General features: G+C 69.0%; 12 protein-coding genes. 6 read left to right on the top strand and 6 right to left on the bottom strand.

Features of this window, described 5'->3' with window-relative positions:
- Nucleotides 1-185: 185 nt before the first annotated feature.
- Nucleotides 186-941: a response regulator gene (locus ACIPEK_RS41880; protein WP_383079788.1), complete on the top strand. Its 756-nt coding sequence runs from the start codon at nt 186-188 to the stop codon at nt 939-941.
- A gap of 58 nt (nt 942-999) precedes the next feature.
- On the opposite strand, the gene ACIPEK_RS41875 is transcribed toward ACIPEK_RS41880, so the two are convergent.
- Together ACIPEK_RS41875 and ACIPEK_RS41870 are read right to left on the bottom strand one after the other, a co-directional pair.
- A complete protein-coding gene (locus ACIPEK_RS41875; protein ID WP_402007538.1) occupies nt 1,000-2,175 on the bottom strand; it encodes a winged helix-turn-helix domain-containing protein in 1,176 nt (391 codons plus the stop codon).
- A 70-nt stretch (nt 2,176-2,245) separates the two neighbouring features.
- Nucleotides 2,246-2,821, bottom strand: a complete 576-nt coding sequence (locus tag ACIPEK_RS41870) for a GNAT family N-acetyltransferase (RefSeq protein ID WP_402007536.1) — start codon at nt 2,819-2,821, stop codon at nt 2,246-2,248.
- Nucleotides 2,822-3,060: 239 nt separating this feature from the next.
- Between ACIPEK_RS41870 and secA the strand changes: the two genes are divergently transcribed.
- On the top strand, nt 3,061-5,880 hold the full coding sequence (secA, locus tag ACIPEK_RS41865; protein WP_402007534.1) for a preprotein translocase subunit SecA: 2,820 nt from the start codon (nt 3,061-3,063) through the stop codon (nt 5,878-5,880).
- A 538-nt stretch (nt 5,881-6,418) separates the two neighbouring features.
- On the opposite strand, the gene ACIPEK_RS41860 is transcribed toward secA, so the two are convergent.
- A complete protein-coding gene (locus ACIPEK_RS41860; protein ID WP_266361131.1) occupies nt 6,419-6,847 on the bottom strand; it encodes an Rv3235 family protein in 429 nt (142 codons plus the stop codon).
- Nucleotides 6,848-7,137: 290 nt separating this feature from the next.
- Between ACIPEK_RS41860 and ACIPEK_RS41855 the strand changes: the two genes are divergently transcribed.
- Complete coding sequence (locus ACIPEK_RS41855; protein WP_383079783.1) at nt 7,138-7,644, top strand: DUF6912 family protein; 507 nt, start codon at nt 7,138-7,140, stop codon at nt 7,642-7,644.
- Nucleotides 7,645-7,735: 91 nt separating this feature from the next.
- Nucleotides 7,736-8,407: an HAD family hydrolase gene (locus tag ACIPEK_RS41850; protein ID WP_402007531.1), complete on the top strand. Its 672-nt coding sequence runs from the start codon at nt 7,736-7,738 to the stop codon at nt 8,405-8,407.
- Between the two features lie 38 nt (nt 8,408-8,445).
- On the opposite strand, the gene ACIPEK_RS41845 is transcribed toward ACIPEK_RS41850, so the two are convergent.
- A complete protein-coding gene (locus tag ACIPEK_RS41845) occupies nt 8,446-9,015 on the bottom strand; it encodes a DJ-1/PfpI family protein (RefSeq protein ID WP_093893995.1) in 570 nt (189 codons plus the stop codon).
- 390 nt (nt 9,016-9,405) lie between these two features.
- Between ACIPEK_RS41845 and ACIPEK_RS41840 the strand changes: the two genes are divergently transcribed.
- Complete coding sequence (locus ACIPEK_RS41840; RefSeq protein ID WP_402007529.1) at nt 9,406-14,409, top strand: NAD-glutamate dehydrogenase; 5,004 nt, start codon at nt 9,406-9,408, stop codon at nt 14,407-14,409.
- 253 nt (nt 14,410-14,662) lie between these two features.
- Here the strand turns inward: ACIPEK_RS41840 and ACIPEK_RS41835 are convergent, their stop codons facing one another.
- Both ACIPEK_RS41835 and ACIPEK_RS41830 read right to left on the bottom strand, forming a co-directional pair.
- The gene (locus ACIPEK_RS41835) at nt 14,663-15,439 is read right to left on the bottom strand and encodes an ABC transporter ATP-binding protein (RefSeq protein ID WP_402007558.1); all 777 of its coding nucleotides are present in this window, start codon (nt 15,437-15,439) and stop codon (nt 14,663-14,665) included.
- A 4-nt stretch (nt 15,440-15,443) separates the two neighbouring features.
- Nucleotides 15,444-16,385, bottom strand: a complete 942-nt coding sequence (locus ACIPEK_RS41830) for an ABC transporter permease (protein ID WP_383071775.1) — start codon at nt 16,383-16,385, stop codon at nt 15,444-15,446.
- A 128-nt stretch (nt 16,386-16,513) separates the two neighbouring features.
- Here ACIPEK_RS41830 and ACIPEK_RS41825 point away from each other — a divergent pair, with 128 nt between their 5' ends.
- Nucleotides 16,514-17,128: a TetR/AcrR family transcriptional regulator gene (locus ACIPEK_RS41825; RefSeq protein WP_402007527.1), complete on the top strand. Its 615-nt coding sequence runs from the start codon at nt 16,514-16,516 to the stop codon at nt 17,126-17,128.
- Nucleotides 17,129-17,344: the final 216 nt, after the last annotated feature.

The raw sequence follows: 17,344 nt of genomic DNA, 5'->3' as shown, positions 1-17,344 counted from the left end.
GCCCCCCTTCTGCGGTGCCCCTGGGAGCGCCTGTGCGCCCCCAGGGGCACCCGTGTGCGGCCACGGAATCACCGCTGCGACGTCCGGGCATGAAATCATGTCGTCCCAAGCCAACCAGTGCTCTGTGAACTGCCGTTGGCGGACAGTTTGTGAACTTCAGGCCATGGCTTTCAGGGGGAGGAACGATGGCGGACACCTTCGGGCCCGTGCGCGATGCGAATGATGCCGACGGCGCTGCCGGTGCCGATGCCGGGGCGGACGCGGACAGTGGGTCCCGCAAGGAGCCGATCCGGGTCCTCGTGGTGGATGACCACGCGCTCTTCCGCAGAGGCCTGGAGATCGTCCTCGCTCAGGAGGAGGATATCCAGGTCATCGGCGAGGCAGGTGACGGGGCGGAGGCGGTCGACAAGGCGGCCGATCTGCTGCCCGACATCGTGCTGATGGATGTACGGATGCCCAAGCGCGGCGGCATCGAGGCCTGCACGTCGATCAAGGAGGTGGCCCCCAGCGCGAAGATCATCATGCTGACGATCAGTGACGAGGAGGCCGATCTCTACGACGCGATCAAGGCGGGCGCCACCGGCTATCTCCTGAAGGAGATCTCCACGGACGAGGTGGCCACCGCGATTCGCGCGGTCGCCGACGGGCAGTCCCAGATCAGCCCCTCCATGGCGTCCAAACTGCTCACCGAGTTCAAGTCGATGATCCAGCGGACCGACGAGCGCAGGCTGGTGCCGGCGCCGCGGCTCACCGACCGGGAACTCGAAGTCCTGAAACTCGTTGCAACGGGCATGAATAATCGCGATATCGCGAAGCAACTGTTCATTTCCGAGAACACCGTGAAGAACCACGTCCGCAACATTCTGGAGAAGCTGCAGCTGCACTCCAGGATGGAAGCCGTGGTCTACGCCATGCGGGAGAAGATCCTGGAGATCAGATGACCGGTCCCACGACGGGACCGGGAGGGACGACGCCGGGTAAAGGGACGGGAATGCGCGCTCACGCCAGAGCGCGGGCTATTTCCTGAGCCAGCGGCCCGCGCAGTTCCGGTGCGTCGACCCGCTCCAGCCGGACATCTGTACAACCGACCCAGGACGCGGCCTCCACCAGCGCCTCGGCCATCGGCGCCACGGCCTTCTTGCCCTCCAGGGACACCTGGCGGGCGACCAGCGTGCTTCCCTCGCGCGCCGGATCGACGCGGCCCTGCAGCTTTCCGCCCGCCAGCAGCGGCATCGCGAAGTAACCATGTATCCGCTTGGGCCTGGGGACGTAGGCCTCCAGGCGATGGGTGAAACCGAAGATCCGCTCGGTGCGCGCCCGCTCCCAGACCAGCGAGTCGAACGGCGACAACAGGGTCGTACGGTGCCGCCCGCGCGGCTCGGAGGCCAGCGCTGCAGGGTCCGCCCAGGCCGGCTTCGCCCAGCCCTGCACCGTCACCGGCACCAGACCGGAGTCCGCCACCACCGCGTCGAACTGTTCACCCTTGAGCCGGTGGTAGTCCGCGATGTCCGCGCGGGTGCCGACGCCCAGGGACTGCCCCGCGAGCGCTACCAGCCGTCGCAGGCACTCCGCGTCGTCCAGATCGTCGTGCAGCACGGGATCGGGCAGGGCCCGCTCGGCGAGGTCGTACACCCGCTTCCAGCTTCGCCGCTCGGTGCACACCACCTCGCCGTACATCAGGGCGCGCTCGACGGCGACCTTCGACGCCGACCAGTCCCACCACTCCCCGCCGTTCTTCGCACCGCCCAGCTCCGTCGCCGTCAGCGGGCCTTCGGCGCGCAGCTGCTTGATCACCGTTTCGTAGGTGCCGTCCGGCAGATCGTGGTGCCAGTGGGGGCGCGAGCGGTAGGCGCGGCGGCGGAACGCGAAGTGCGGCCACTCCTCGACCGGCAGGATGCACGCCGCGTGCGACCAGTACTCGAAGGTGCGGCCATCCGACCAGTACGCCTCCTCGACCGCGCGCCGGCCGACCGCGCCGAGGCGCGCGTACGGAATCAGCTCGTGCGAACGAGCGAGCACCGAGATCGTGTCCAGCTGGACGGCACCGAGGTGCCGCAACACGCCCGGAACCCCGGCCCTGCGGTCCGGAGCGCCCAGGAAGCCCTGGGCGCGCAGGGCGATCCTGCGTGCCTGGTCGGTGGAGAGTTCGGCGGCGGGAGGCGGCGCAGACGTCATGCCTCGCACCTTAGAGGGAGGCACTGACATCCGGCCGTGGAGCTCCCCGCGACGGCAAGAGGCCGGTGAGTCAGGCGGTGGCGGGCAGGTAGGCGTGGGTGCCCTGCAGGCCGAGGTCGGACGGGAGCAGCGCCCCCACCCACGCGTCGCGCCGGACGCCCTTGTTGAGCAGTCCCGACCGCTGCTCACCCTCCATCCGGAATCCCGTCCGAAGCGCCACGGCACGCGAGGGGACGTTGCCGGCCTCGGCCCGCCATTCCAGCCGGTCGCCGCCGAGCGAGGTGAAGGTCCAGCGGGCGGCGGACAGCACGGCCTCCGTCATGTAGCCGCGGCCCCGGTGCTCCTTGGCGGTCCAGAACCCCACCTCGTACGTGCCCGGCAGATTGCGGCGATTGATGCCGAGTGCTCCCGCCAGGGCCCCGCCCTCGCGCGGGACCACCGCGAAGTTGTACATGGAGTCGTCGCGCCAGCCGCCGGGGGACAGCTTCCCCGTGAAGAGCTCCGCGTCGGCGCGGCTGTACGGCGAGGGCACGACCGTCCAGCGCTGGATGTCCGGGTCCTGACAAGCGGCGTGGACCTCGTCCGCGTCGCCGATCGTGAAGGGGCGCAGCAGCAGACGCTCGGTGGTGAGGGTGATCGGCTCCATGTACGGATTCTGGTGAGACGCCGGCCGGGAAGCGAACACTTTTCGGACTTCCCGGCACCTTCGGAGCCCCCGGGCCGTTGACTTGGAAGGGACGACGGAGCCGACGCGGCGGCAGCCCTCCCGGCGCGGCGGGGTCCTCGCTTACGATGGCCGTTGCGGTGGGGCCCACCTGCCGTGCCCGCGCCAGAGTCCATAACACGACCCAGTGCCAGGCCCGACCGGCAAGGAGACCAGCCTCAGTGTCCGTCTTCAACAAGCTCATGCGTGCAGGCGAAGGCAAGATCCTGCGCAAACTGCACCGCATCGCGGACCAGGTCAGCTCCATCGAAGAGGACTTCGTCAACCTCTCCGACGCCGAGCTGCGGGCGCTCACCGACGAGTACAAGGAACGGTACGCGGACGGCGAGAGCCTGGACGACCTGCTCCCCGAGGCATTCGCAACCGTCCGTGAGGCCGCCAAGCGGGTCCTCGGACAGCGCCACTACGACGTCCAGATGATGGGCGGCGCAGCACTGCACCTCGGCTATGTGGCCGAGATGAAGACCGGCGAGGGCAAGACCCTTGTCGGCACCCTGCCGGCGTATCTCAACGCACTCTCCGGCAAGGGCGTGCACCTGATCACGGTCAATGACTATCTGGCCGAGCGTGACTCCGAAATGATGGGCCGGGTCCACAAGTTCCTCGGCCTGACCGTCGGCTGCATCCTCGCCAACATGACGCCGGCCCAGCGCCGTGAGCAGTACGCCTGCGACATCACGTACGGCACGAACAACGAGTTCGGCTTCGACTACCTCCGCGACAACATGGCGTGGTCCGCGGACGAGCTCGTCCAGCGCGGCCACAACTTCGCTGTGGTCGACGAGGTCGACTCGATCCTCGTCGACGAGGCCCGTACGCCGTTGATCATCTCCGGCCCGGCCGACCAGGCCACCAAGTGGTACGGCGACTTCGCCAAGTTGGTCACCCGCCTCACCAAGGGCGAGGCGGGCAACCAGCTCAAGGGAATCGAGGAGACCGGCGACTACGAGGTCGACGAGAAGAAGCGGACCGTCGCCATCCATGAGCCCGGTGTCGCGAAGGTCGAGGACTGGCTCGGCATCGAGAACCTCTACGAGTCGGTGAACACCCCCCTCGTCGGGTACCTCAACAACGCCATCAAGGCCAAGGAACTCTTCAAGAAGGACAAGGACTACGTCGTCATCGACGGCGAAGTCATGATCGTCGACGAGCACACCGGCCGTATCCTCGCCGGCCGCCGTTACAACGAGGGCATGCACCAGGCGATCGAGGCGAAGGAAGGGGTGGACATCAAGGACGAGAACCAGACGCTCGCCACGATCACCCTGCAGAACTTCTTCCGCCTCTACGGCAAGCTCTCCGGCATGACCGGTACGGCGATGACCGAGGCCGCCGAGTTCCACCAGATCTACAAGCTCGGTGTGGTGCCGATCCCGACCAACCGGCCGATGGTCCGTGCCGACCAGTCGGACCTGATCTACCGCACCGAGGTCGCGAAGTTCGCCGCAGTCGTCGACGACATCGCCGAGAAGCACGAGAAGGGCCAGCCGATCCTGGTCGGCACCACCTCGGTCGAGAAGTCCGAGTACCTCTCGCAGCAGCTCTCCAAGCGTGGTGTCCAGCACGAGGTCCTCAACGCCAAGCAGCACGACCGTGAGGCGACGATCGTCGCTCAGGCCGGCCGCAAGGGCGCGGTCACGGTCGCGACGAACATGGCCGGACGAGGCACCGACATCAAGCTCGGCGGCAACCCCGACGATCTCGCAGAGGCGGAGCTGCGCCAGCGCGGCCTCGACCCCGTCGAGCACGTCGAGGAGTGGGCGGCCGCGCTGCCTGCCGCGCTGGAGAAGGCCGAGCAGGCCGTGAAGGCGGAGTTCGAAGAGGTCAGGGAGCTCGGCGGGCTCTATGTCCTGGGCACCGAGCGGCACGAGTCGCGGCGTATCGACAACCAGCTGCGCGGCCGTTCCGGCCGTCAGGGCGACCCGGGCGAGTCCCGCTTCTATCTGTCGCTCGGCGACGACCTGATGCGGCTGTTCAAGGCGCAGATGGTCGAGCGCGTCATGTCGATGGCCAATGTGCCGGACGACGTGCCGATCGAGAACAAGATGGTGACGCGGGCGATCGCGTCGGCCCAGTCGCAGGTCGAGCAGCAGAACTTCGAGACGCGCAAGAACGTCCTGAAGTACGACGAGGTGCTCAACCGGCAGCGCGAGGTCATCTACGGCGAGCGTCGCCGGGTCCTGGAGGGCGAGGATCTGCAGGACCAGATCCGCCACTTCATGGACGACACGATCGACGACTACATCCGCCAGGAGACCGCCGAGGGCTTCGCCGAGGAGTGGGACCTGGACCGGCTGTGGGGTGCGTTCAAGCAGCTCTACCCGGTGAAGGTCACCGTCGAGGAGCTGGAGGAGGCGGCCGGCGACCGGGCAGGGATCACCGCCGAGTTCATCGGTGAGTCCATCAAGGACGACATCCACGAGCAGTACGACGAGCGCGAGAAGCAGCTCGGCTCGGACATCATGCGTGAGCTGGAGCGGCGTGTGGTGCTGTCCGTCCTGGACCGCAAGTGGCGTGAGCACCTCTACGAGATGGACTACCTCCAGGAGGGCATCGGCCTTCGTGCCATGGCGCAGAAGGACCCGCTGGTCGAGTACCAGCGCGAGGGCTTCGACATGTTCAACGCCATGATGGAGGGCATCAAGGAGGAGTCCGTCGGCTACCTGTTCAACCTGGAGGTCCAGGTCGAGCAGCAGGTCGAGGAGGTTCCGGTGCAGGACGAGGCCGAGCGGACCTCGCTCGCCAAGGAGGACCTCGTGCCGGCGGCGCGTCCGGAGATCCGGGCCAAGGGGCTCGACGCTCCGCAGCGACCGGACCGGCTGCACTTCTCCGCTCCCACGGTGGACGGGGAGGGCGGGGTCGTCGAGGGCGACTTCTCCAACGGTGACGGTGGGGTCGCGTCCGAGTCGGACGGGTTGACTCGGGCGGAGCGGCGCAAGGCGCAGAAGAATGGTGGAGGTGGGCGGCGCCGCAAGAAGTAGCGGTGGCGTCGGCGTCGTTGGCGCCGGTGGGGTTTGGCCGGGGTCGGGCACCTTTTGTGGGTGGCCGGCCCCGGTTTGTTTTGGGCCCGGGCCCTGGGTCCCGTTGCCGGGTGCGGGGCGGGTGGGGGCAAGTGCGGGCATGGGCGCGGGATGTCCTTGGCGCGGGTGGGTGGGCCGCTGCGCGGGGCTGTCCCCCTCCCCGCCCCTTCCCGGAACCGGGGCTCTGCCCCGGACCCCGCTCCTCAGGCGCCGGAGAGGCTTGGAGTACGGGGCGTGGGTAGGGACGGGACGGGGGTCGGGTGGGGTGGCTGTGGTGCGGTGGGTGTGAGGTTGGGCGGCTGTGGTGTGGGTGAGGCAGCTGTGGGTGGGGCAGCGTCCGGTGGTGGACGGGTTCCGGCTTTGGCCCCGCTCCTCAAGTGCCGGAAAGGCTGAGAGTGCGGTGCGGGGCGTGGGGCGGGTGGCCAGTGCTTTCCGGGGGCTTCCCCCTGGCCCCGTTGCTCGTGTCGCAGCGGGGCCGGGGAAGCCCCTGGCCGGGTGTCTATCGGGTGGGCGTCGCCTGTAGGTGTTCGTCGCCCAGCTCTACTGCTGCGCAGCGCCAGCGGAGGTCTGTGCCCTGTTCCAGGCGGAAGGCCATGGCCCTTACCTGTTCGCCCGCTGCGATGCTCGCACAGGCCTCCACCACGCCCGGAGCCGGCTGGGCGCCGTGGCACATGCGGATGACCGGGCGGGCGCCGCGGGCCCTGAGGGGGGTGCGTGGGGCCAGTTCGGCCAGTTGGTCGTATGCCTCGCCGATGGTGTGTCCGAGCATCCAGTGCACCGGGCGCTGGCCGCTGAGGACAGCCAGGAGGCGCTCGGCGAACCAGTGGTGGGGGCGGACACGTCGGGGAGTCCTTGCGCGTTGCGGTGGTACCGAATCGGGCCTGCGCTGGTCGTGTCGTCCGGTGGGCCGGGTCCTGTTCGTGCTCATCGCTCACTGCCCCCGTGCTTCAGAGGCCCGGCCGAATACCGGGCGGTAACTTCTGCTGTGGATCTTCTACGGCGACGGCGGAGGTGGCCGCAAGCGTCGATGGGTGCCGGACGTGATCCGGACGAATCACCTATCCGGGTGATGAACCCGGTGCCGTGCTGGGTGCGAGGAAGGCGTGGGGAGGGTGAGTGGCGGTTGCGGGGTGGACGTGACAGCAGCGGTGCATGTAACCCCAAAGGGGGACGCCGCACGTATCCTGAGGGCGTTTCCGACTACGAAAGCGGCCAGCCATGCGCGTGTACGTCCCCCTGACGCTCCTCGGTCTCGCAGCGGCGCACAAGGCGGGCGAGATCGGTCCCGGTCCGCTGACCGCCTATGCGGTGACCCCCGGACTGCGTGAGTGGTACGTCTCCGACGACATCGAGGAGCTGGAGTACGCGGCGCTCAACCGGGCCGCTTCCGCCTCGCTGCGCCTGATCGCCGGGAACCCCGACGCGGCCCGTCGGCGGGTCGTCGTCGCTGTCGACGTACCGGACGGCGCGGCCGTGGCCGACCCGGACCGCAGCCTGGACTCGTCGTCGCTCGGCGAGGTGCGGATCGCGTCCTCCGTGGCGCTGACCGAGGCTGCTGCCGTGCATGTCGACGCGGATGACGCCGAGAAGGACGTCACGGCTGCCGCGGCTGCATTGGGCGCGGCGGACCTCGGTGACGACGACGCGCAGTTCACCGTGGACGGCGCCGAGGATCACGAGCTGCTTTGGTTCGGCATTCAGGAGATTCCGAATCTGATCGGATGAGGGGGACGGGGAGCGGAGGGGGAAGAGGGGCGTTGCGGTTGCTGCCCCGCTGCCGTAACGGGTGTCGGACCCGGCGGGTACGTTCTTATGCATGGGGACGCATGGGAAGCACCGCACGCATCTGGTCTGGGACTGGAACGGCACACTGCTCGACGACAACGCCGCGGTCGTCGGCGCGACCAACGCCGCGTTCGGCGAGGTCGGCCTGGAGCCGATCACCCTGGAGCAGTACCGCGAGATGTACTGCATCCCGATCCCCCGCTTCTACGAACGGCTGATGGGCCGGCTGCCCACAGAGGCCGAGTGGGAGCGGATGGACGGGATATTTCACCTGCACTACACCGAGCAGCGGGCCGCCTGCGGGCTCACCGAGGGTGCCGAGGAGCTTCTCACGCAGTGGCAGCTGGCCGGACGCAGCCAGTCTCTCCTGAGCATGTACGGGCACGACCAGTTGGTCCCCGTGGTCCGGGGGTACGGCATCGAGCGGCACTTCGTGCGGGTCGACGGGCGCACCGGGCCGTCCGGCGGCAGCAAGGCGCGGCACATGGAGCGGCACATCGCCGCGCTGGACGGGGTGTCCCCGGAGCACACGGTGGTCATCGGCGATGCGTTGGACGACGCCGTGGCCGCCGCCCATGTCGGTGCGAAGGCCGTGCTCTACACCGGCGGATCGCACAGCAGAGCCAGTCTGGAGGCGGCCGGGGTGCCGGTGGTCGACAGTCTGGCCGAGGCCGCCGACCTCGCCGAGCGGATGGCTGGATAGGGCGGGAAGGACGGGGGCCCGGTCCCTCGCGAGCGCCGTCAGGTGGTCACCGGGGCCTTTGTGCGGAGCACCTTCAGGAATTCGCGCATCCACGCCGAGTGGTCCGGCCACGCACGGGACGAGATCAGGGTGCCGTCGACCACCGCCTCGTGGTCCTCGAAGACGGCGCCCGCCGCCTGCATGTCGAGCTCCAGCGCGGGGTACGCGGTGACGTGCCGGCCGACCAGCGCGCCGACCGCCGCCGTCATCAGCGGGCCGTGGCAGATCTGGGCCACCGGCCGGTCCGAGTCGAAGAACGCCTTGAGGATCTTGCGCAGCTCGGCGTCGTTGCGCAGATACTCGGGCGCCCGGCCGCCCGGTACGACCAGGGCCACGTAATCTCCGGCGTCGACCTCGGAGAAGGCCAGGTCGGCGGGCCAGGTGTAGCCGGGCTTCTCGGTGTACGTGTCGAAGCCGGGCTCGAAGTCGTGGACCACGAAGCGGAGCGTCTTGCGGGCGGGGGCCGCGATATGGACGTCGTAACCCTCCTCGCGCAGCCGCTGGTAGGGATAGAGGACTTCCAGGGACTCGGCGGCGTCGCCGGTGACGATCAGGATTTTCGGTGCCATGGCGGGGCTCCCACGGTTCGTCGGCCTGTTCCGTCTACCAGAGTGCGGCAATACGGGCCGACGCGCTGTCCAGAGTGTCAAACTTCGGGGCCATCTTTTGTACACATACGGCTCGTGACGGTTACGGGGGCGGGCGAGATAGCCTGGACCCCGTGATCAGCGCGATACGCCTCGGGGGCAGCGAAGCCCCCGGCCTGCGCCCGGAGTGCCACAGCACCCGGGCTATCACTGATCCTCACAGCCCGGGCCGACTGTCAAAAATGGCCAATATGGTCCCGGGCATCTCTCATAGCGGCATAGCGTCGACTCAGACCGGAAACCCCGTGTCGTGGCGGTACGTCGTCTTTTTCACCTACGTCACGCAACGGCGCGCGACAGGAGCCAGAGGACATGCAGACCAAGCTGGACGAAGCCAAGGCCGAGCTGCTCGCACGGGCCGCCAAGGTAGCTGACAACAGCCCGGGCGGTGGTGTCGGTGGCCCGGGCGGTACCCCCGGGGTACGTGTTGCGGCCGCCGGGGCCGACCAGGAGCGTCCCGGGCAGGACGTACTCCTCGCCTACCTCCAGCGCTACTACCTGCACACCGCTCCGGAGGACATCGCGGGCCGCGACCCCGTGGACGTCTTCGGCGCCGCCTCCTCCCACCACCGGCTCGCGGAGACACGCCCGCAGGGCACGGCGAACGTCCGGGTGCACACCCCGACCGTCGAGGAGAACGGCTGGACGTGCAGCCACTCCGTCGTCGAGGTCGTCACCGACGACATGCCGTTCCTGGTCGACTCCGTCACCAATGAGCTGTCCCGGCAGGGGCGCGGCATCCACGTCGTGATCCACCCGCAGGTCGTCGTACGCCGCGACGTCACCGGCAAGCTCATCGAGGTCCTCGCCGAGGGCAACGGCATCTCGACGAGCCTGCAGGGCCGCAAGGACACCAAGGGCGCCGGGACCGGGCTGCCGCACGACGCGCTCGTCGAGTCCTGGATCCACGTCGAGATCGACCGCGAGACCGACCGTTCCGACCTCCAGCAGATCGCCGCCGATCTGCTGCGCGTGCTGTCCGACGTACGGGAGACCGTCGAGGACTGGGACAAGATGCGCGACGCCGCGCTGCGCATCGCCGACGACCTGCCCGGCGAGCCGCTCGACGACCTCGCCGACGAAGAGGTGAACGAGGCCAGGGAGCTGCTGCGCTGGCTCGCCGCCGACCACTTCACCTTCCTCGGCTACCGCGAGTACGAGCTGAAGGAAACCGACGCGCTGGCCGCCGTCCCCGGCACCGGCCTCGGCATCCTGCGCTCGGACCCGCACCACAGCGTCGACGAGGCGCACCCCGTCAGCCCGTCCTTCGAGCGGCTGCCCGCCGACGCCCGGGCCAAGGCGCGCGAGCACAAGCTCCTCATCCTCACCAAGGCCAACAGCCGGTCGACCGTCCACCGCCCCAGCTACCTCGACTACGTCGGCGTGAAGAAGTTCGACGCCGACGGCAATGTCGTCGGTGAGCGCCGCTTCCTCGGGCTGTTCTCGTCCGCCGCCTACACCGAGTCCGTGCGCCGGGTGCCCGTCATCCGCCGCAAGGTCGCCGAGGTGCTGGAGGGCGCGGGCTTCTCGCCCAACAGCCACGACGGCCGCGACCTGGTGCAGATCCTGGAGACGTACCCGCGCGACGAGCTCTTCCAGACGCCCGTCGACCAGCTGCGCTCCGTCGTCACCTCCGTGCTGTACCTCCAGGAGCGCCGTCGGCTGCGGCTCTACCTGCGCCAGGACGAGTACGGGCGCTACTACTCCGCGATCGTCTACCTGCCGCGTGACCGCTACACCACCGGTGTACGGCTCCGCCTGATCGACATCCTCAAGGAGGAGCTGGGCGGCACCAGCGTCGACTTCACCGCCTGGAACACCGAGTCGATCCTCTCCCGGCTGCACTTCGTCGTCCGGGTCGCCCCCGGCACCGAGCTGCCCGACCTCACCGACGCCGAGGCCGACCGCATCGAGGCCCGGCTCGTCGAGGCCGCCCGCTCCTGGGCCGACGGTTTCCAGGAGGCGCTGAACGCCGAGTGCGGCGAAGAGCGCGCCGCCGAGCTGATGCGCCAGTACGGCCACTCGTTCCCCGAGGGTTACAAGGCCGACCACACGCCGCGCGCCGCCGTGGCCGACCTGGTCCACCTCGAAGCGCTCAAGAAGGACCAGAAGGACTTCGCCCTCAGCCTGTACGAGCCGGTCGGCGCCGGCCCCGGCGAGCGCCGCTTCAAGATCTACCGGACCGGCGAGCAGGTCTCCCTGTCCGCCGTGCTTCCGGCGCTTCAGCGGCTCGGCGTCGAGGTCGTCGACGAGCGTCCGTACGAGCTGCGCTGCGCGGACCGTACGCACGCCTGGATCTACGACTTCGGTCTGCGCATGCCGCAGACCAATGGCAACGGCAACTACCTCGCCGACGACGCCCGCGACCGGTTCCAGGACGCCTTCGCCGCCGTGTGGACCGGTGAGGCGGAGAACGACGGCTTCAACTCGCTCGTGCTGGGCGCCGGTCTGAACTGGCGGCAGGCGATGGTGCTGCGCGCCTACGCGAAGTACCTGCGTCAGGCCGGATCGACCTTCAGCCAGGACTACATGGAGAGCACTCTCCGTAACAACGTCCACACCACCCGGCTGCTGGTCTCGCTCTTCGAGGCGCGGATGTCGCCCGACCGCCAGCGGGCCGGTACGGAGCTGACCGACGGGCTCCTCGAGGAGCTGGACGGGGCCCTGGACCAGGTCGCCTCGCTCGACGAGGACCGGATCCTGCGGTCCTTCCTCACTGTCATCAAGGCCACCCTGCGTACCAACTTCTTCCAGATGGCGGACGACGGCAGGCCGCACGGTTACGTCTCGATGAAGTTCGACCCGCAGTCCATCCCGGATCTGCCGGCACCCCGCCCGGCGTTCGAGATCTGGGTCTACTCGCCGCGCGTCGAGGGCGTGCACCTGCGCTTCGGCAAGGTCGCCCGAGGCGGTCTGCGCTGGTCGGACCGGCGCGAGGACTTCCGTACGGAGATCCTCGGCCTGGTCAAGGCGCAGATGGTGAAGAACACCGTCATCGTGCCGGTCGGCGCCAAGGGCGGCTTCGTCGCCAAGCAGCTCCCGGACCCGGCCGTCGACCGTGACGCCTGGATGGCCGAGGGCATCGCCTCCTACCGCACCTTCATCTCGGCGCTGCTCGACATCACCGACAACATGGTGGCCGGCGAGGTCGTGCCGCCCAGGGACGTCGTCCGTCACGACGAGGACGACACATACCTGGTCGTCGCCGCCGACAAGGGCACCGCGAAGTTCTCCGACATCGCCAACGAGGTCGCCGTCTCGTACGGCTTCTGGCTCGGCGACGCGTTCGCCTCCGGCGGTTCCGCCGGTTACGACCACAAGGGCATGGGCATCACCGCCCGCGGTGCCTGGGAGTCCGTCAAGCGGCACTTCCGCGAGCTCGGCCACGACACCCAGACCGAGGACTTCACCGTCGTCGGCGTCGGCGACATGTCGGGCGACGTGTTCGGCAACGGCATGCTGCTCTCCGAGCACATCAGGCTCGTCGCCGCCTTCGACCACCGGCACATCTTCATCGACCCGAACCCGGACGCCGCCACCTCGTACGCCGAGCGGCGCCGCCTCTTCGACCTGCCGCGCAGCTCCTGGGCCGACTACAACAAGGAACTGCTCTCCGCGGGTGGTGGCATCCACCCGCGCAGCGCCAAGTCCATCCCGGTCAACGCGCACATCCGTGAGGCGCTCGGGATCGATTCGGGCGTCACGAAGATGACGCCCGCCGAGCTGATGCAGACCATCCTCAAGGCCCGCGTCGACCTGCTGTGGAACGGCGGCATCGGTACGTACATCAAGTCGTCCGCCGAGTCGAACCCCGACGTCGGCGACAAGGCCAACGACGCGATCCGCGTCAACGGCCAGGATCTGCGGGCCAAGGTCGTCGGCGAGGGCGGCAACCTCGGTGCCACCCAGCTCGGCCGGATCGAGTTCGCCCGCAACGGCGGCCGGATCAACACCGACGCGATCGACAACAGCGCCGGTGTGGACACCTCCGACCACGAGGTGAACATCAAGATCCTGCTCAACGGTCTGGTCCGGGACGGCGACATGACCGTCAAGCAGCGCAACAAGCTGCTCGCCGAGATGACCGACGAGATCGGCCGTCTGGTGCTGCGCAACAACTACGCGCAGAACGTGGCGCTCGCCAACGCCACGACTCAGTCGGCGTCCCTGCTCCATGCCCACCAGCGCTTCATGCGCCGGCTGGTCCGTGACGGGGACCTCGACCGCGGGCTGGAGTTCCTGCCCAGCGACCGGCAGATCCGCGAACTGCTGAACGCCGGCAAGGGGCTCAGCCAGCCCGAGCTGGCCGTGCTGCTCGCGTACACGAAGATCACGGCGGCCCGGGAGCTGATCAAGACCAGCCTGCCGGACGACCCGCACCTGCAGAAGCTGCTGCACGCCTACTTCCCGCAGCAGCTGCGGGAGCAGTTCCCGGAGGCGGTCGACGGGCACGCGCTGCGTCGCGAGATCATCACCACGGTCCTGGTCAACGACACCGTGAACAGCGGTGGTTCGACCTTCCTGCACCGGCTGCGGGAAGAGACCGGCGCCTCGATCGAGGAGATCGTGCGGGCGCAGTCCGCGGCCCGCGAGATCTTCAGCCTCGGCCAGGTGTGGGACGCCGTCGAGGCGCTCGACAACAAGGTCGCCGCCGATGTGCAGACCCGGATCCGGCTGCACTCGCGCCGGCTCGTCGAGCGCGGTTCGCGCTGGCTGCTCGGCAATCGGCCGCAGCCGCTGGAGATCGCCGGGACGATCGACTTCTTCAAGGCGGGTGTCGAGCAGGTCTGGGCCGAACTGCCCAAGATGCTGATGGGCGCCGACCTCGACTGGTACCAGTCGATCCTGGACGAGCTCACCGAGGCGGGTGTCCCGGGCGAGCTGGCCCAGCGGGTCGCCGGATTCTCCTCCGCCTTCCCGGCGCTGGACATCGTGGCGATCGCGGAGCGCACCGGCAAGGACCCGCTCTCCGTCGCCGAGGTGTACTACGACCTCGCGGACCGCCTGGGCATCACCCAGCTGATGGACCGGATCATCGAGCTGCCGCGGGCCGACCGCTGGCAGTCCATGGCCCGTGCCTCCATCCGCGAGGACCTGTACGCCGCGCACGCCGCGCTCACCGCCGATGTGCTGTCCGTGGGCAACGGGACCTCTACGCCGGAGGAACGGTTCAAGGCGTGGGAGGAGAAGAACGCGGCGATCCTTACCCGGTCGCGCTCCACGCTTGAGGAGATTCAGGGGTCGGACGCGTTCGATCTGGCGAACCTGTCGGTGGCCATGCGGACGATGCGGACGCTGTTGCGCACGCACGCGTAGGGGTTGGTGAGGGCGGGGCGGCTGCCGGGGATGCCCGGCAGCCGCCCCGCCCTCAATCGTCGGACGGGCCTGATCGGCCGGTACCCCGGGCCGCGGGGTCTGTCCTCGCAGGCGTCGGACGGGCTTGGTTTTCGGCCTGCCGCCCGCGCGTGAGCCGGGTGGCGTCGCCGACGCGGGCGATCTTGAAGTCGATGATGTACGGACCCGTCGCCCCGGCCGTCCCGGTCGCTCTCCCGGCCCGCCGCCCGCGCCGCTACTTCTTGCCGGTGAACTTCTCGTACTCGGCCACGACCTCGTCCGCCGGACCGTCCATCCGCAGCGTTCCCGCCTCCAGCCAGATCGCCCGGTCGCAGGTCTCGGTGATCGACTTGTTGCTGTGGCTGACCAGGAAGACCGTGCCGGCCTCCTGGCGCAGTTCCTTGATCCGTTCCTGGCTGCGCCGCTGGAACCTGGCGTCGCCGGTGGACAGCGCCTCGTCGATCAGGAGGACGTCATGGCTCTTGGCGGCCGCGATCGAGAAGCGCAGCCGCGCGCCCATTCCGGAGGAGTACGTCCGCATCGGCAGGGTGATGAAGTCGCCCTTCTCGTTGATGCCGGAGAAGTCGACGATCCCCTGGTAGCGCTCGCGGATCTGGGCCCGCGTCATGCCCATGGCGAGGCCGCCGAGCACGACGTTGCGCTCGCCGGTCAGATCGCCCATCAGTGCCGCGTTCACCCCGAGCAGGGAGGGCTGGCCCTGGGTGTGCACCCGGCCCTTCGTCGCGGGCAGCAGACCGGCGATCGCTTTCAGCAGCGTCGACTTGCCCGAGCCGTTGGAACCGATCAGGCCGATGGCCTCGCCCTTGTACGCGGCGAAGCTCACCCCCTTCACGGCGTGCACCTCGCGCACCCCGGGGGTCTGCCGGCGTGAGACGATCCGGCTGAGCGCCGAGGTGGCGCTGCCCTTTCCGGTACGGGCGCCGTTGACCTTGTACGTGATGTGCACGTCGTCCACGACGACGGTCGGCAGCCGCTCGTTGTTGTCAGCCATGTTGTCAGCCACGTCCGTACCGCTCCTCCGCCTGCCAGAAGTACACGAATCCGCCCACGCCGCACACGAGCGCCCAGCCCGCGGCGATCGCCCACACATGCGGCGGCAGATGGGACGCGTCGAAGCTGTCGATGAGCGCGAACCGCATCAGGTCGATGAAGACGGCGGCCGGATTGCACTCCAGCATCACCATCACGTAGTGCGGAACCCGGTCGCCCTTGAGCATCGTGTCGACGCTCCACATGACGCCCGAGGCGTACATCCAGGTGCGCAGGATGAACGGCATCAGCTGGGCGATGTCCGGCGTCCGGGCGGCCAGCCGCGCCACCACCATGGAGACACCGGTGTTGAAGACGGCCTGCAGGATCAGCGCCGGAACGGCCAGCACCCAGGACGGCTTGGGGAACTGCCCGAACCCGATCAGGATCAGCACCAGCGCGCCCAGTGAGAACAGCAACTGCTGGAGCTGTTGCAGGGCCAGCGCGATCGGCAGCGAGGCACGCGGGAAGTGCAGGGCCCGGACCAGGCCCAGGTTGCCGCTGATCGCACGGGTCCCCGCGGTGATCGAGCTGGCGGTGAAGGTCCAGATGAAGACGCCGGTGACGAGGAACGGCACGAAGTCCTCGACGTTGCGCTTGGTGTTCATCAGGACGCCGAAGATGAAGTAGTAGACCGTCGCGTTCAGCAGCGGCGTCATGATCTGCCAGATCTGGCCGAGCTTCGCCTGGCTGTACTGCGCGGTCAGCTTGGCGGTGGCGAACGCCGTGATGAAGTGCCGCCGCCCCCACAGCTGCCGGATGTACGCGCCCAGCGTGGGCCGGGCCCCGCTCATGGTCAGTCCGTGGCGGGCGGCGAGCGCGGCCAGCTCGCCCGGCGCGTACACCGGGGAGGGGGTACCGGCGGGGGTGTCGGCCGGGGCCGGTGGGGTTGTTGTCTGGCTCACCACGATCGCTTTCGACGGGAGGGCAGGAACACGACGGCCGACGGGACGGAACCGTATCGTCGCAACGTCGAGGGTAGGGCGCATCCACGCCGCAACGCAACCGTTTCGTCGTTACGGACTATGATTCGGCCATGACCACCGACCCGGGAACCCGCCGCCGTGTCCCCGCCGGAGCCGCTGTGCTGCGCGAGGACGTCACCGATGCGATTCGCAGCGCCGTCTTCGAGGAGCTGGCCGCGGTGGGCTTCGCCCGGATGTCGATCGAGGGCATCGCCCGGCGCGCGGGCGTCGGCAAGACCGCCGTCTACCGCCGCTGGAAGTCCAAGCTGGCCCTGGTACTCGACCTGGTCTCCGCCGTCGCAGTCCAGGGCATGCCGGCCCCGGCGACCGGTTCGCTGTACGGGGATGTCCGCGCCGTACTGGGACTCGCCTCCTTCGCCCTGCGCCACCCCGTCGCCTCGCAGGTCATCCCGGACCTGCTGGTCGAGGCGGCCCGCAGTCCGGAGATCTCCGAGACGATCAAGGCCGCCCTGCTGGACCCGCAGCAGGGCATCGCCGCCGTCGTCGTACGCGACGCCGTGGCGCGCGGCGAGCTGCCCGAGGACAGCGACCCGGACCGTGCGCTGGACCTGATCGTCGGCCCGCTCTACTGGCGGCTCGCCGTCGTCCGCACTCCGCTGCCCAAGGGCTACCTCGACGACCTGGCGGCATCCGCCGTCGCCGCACTCAAGAACCGGGCCGGGTAGGTACTACCGTTCCTGACCAGTGTGCGTAAGACCGACCGGCACATGGGGGCGGCGTCGCGGGGCTGGGCACGAACACCTGCGGCGTTGTCGTCGGTCGACAACTCCCCCATAGCCCTGAAGGAGCCCTGAAGGCATGGGGGGACCCCCTTCGCGTTGCCTCCCTCCTCCGCCTTGCAGCTGCACGCACCCAGCCCCGCTCCTTCTCCCACCCCCCAT

It is taken from the genome of Streptomyces sp. NPDC088246 (assembly GCF_044741025.1).
Lineage (GTDB): Bacteria > Actinomycetota > Actinomycetes > Streptomycetales > Streptomycetaceae > Streptomyces.
The sequence above is the reverse complement of the archived record's forward strand: the minus strand, read 5'-3'. Positions and strand labels throughout refer to the sequence as shown.

Excerpts from the sequence above, each read along its gene's own strand:
- ACIPEK_RS41880 (WP_383079788.1), top strand. The coding sequence starts at position 186 with ATGGCGGACACCTTCGGGCCCGTGCGCGATGCGAATGATGCCGACGGC.
- ACIPEK_RS41875 (WP_402007538.1), bottom strand. The coding sequence starts at position 2,175 with ATGACGTCTGCGCCGCCTCCCGCCGCCGAACTCTCCACCGACCAGGCA.
- ACIPEK_RS41870 (WP_402007536.1), bottom strand. The coding sequence starts at position 2,821 with ATGGAGCCGATCACCCTCACCACCGAGCGTCTGCTGCTGCGCCCCTTC.
- ACIPEK_RS41860 (WP_266361131.1), bottom strand. The coding sequence starts at position 6,847 with ATGAGCACGAACAGGACCCGGCCCACCGGACGACACGACCAGCGCAGG.
- ACIPEK_RS41855 (WP_383079783.1), top strand. The coding sequence starts at position 7,138 with ATGCGCGTGTACGTCCCCCTGACGCTCCTCGGTCTCGCAGCGGCGCAC.
- ACIPEK_RS41850 (WP_402007531.1), top strand. The coding sequence starts at position 7,736 with ATGGGGACGCATGGGAAGCACCGCACGCATCTGGTCTGGGACTGGAAC.
- ACIPEK_RS41845 (WP_093893995.1), bottom strand. The coding sequence starts at position 9,015 with ATGGCACCGAAAATCCTGATCGTCACCGGCGACGCCGCCGAGTCCCTG.
- ACIPEK_RS41840 (WP_402007529.1), top strand. The coding sequence starts at position 9,406 with ATGCAGACCAAGCTGGACGAAGCCAAGGCCGAGCTGCTCGCACGGGCC.
- ACIPEK_RS41835 (WP_402007558.1), bottom strand. The coding sequence starts at position 15,439 with ATGGCTGACAACAACGAGCGGCTGCCGACCGTCGTCGTGGACGACGTG.
- ACIPEK_RS41825 (WP_402007527.1), top strand. The coding sequence starts at position 16,514 with ATGACCACCGACCCGGGAACCCGCCGCCGTGTCCCCGCCGGAGCCGCT.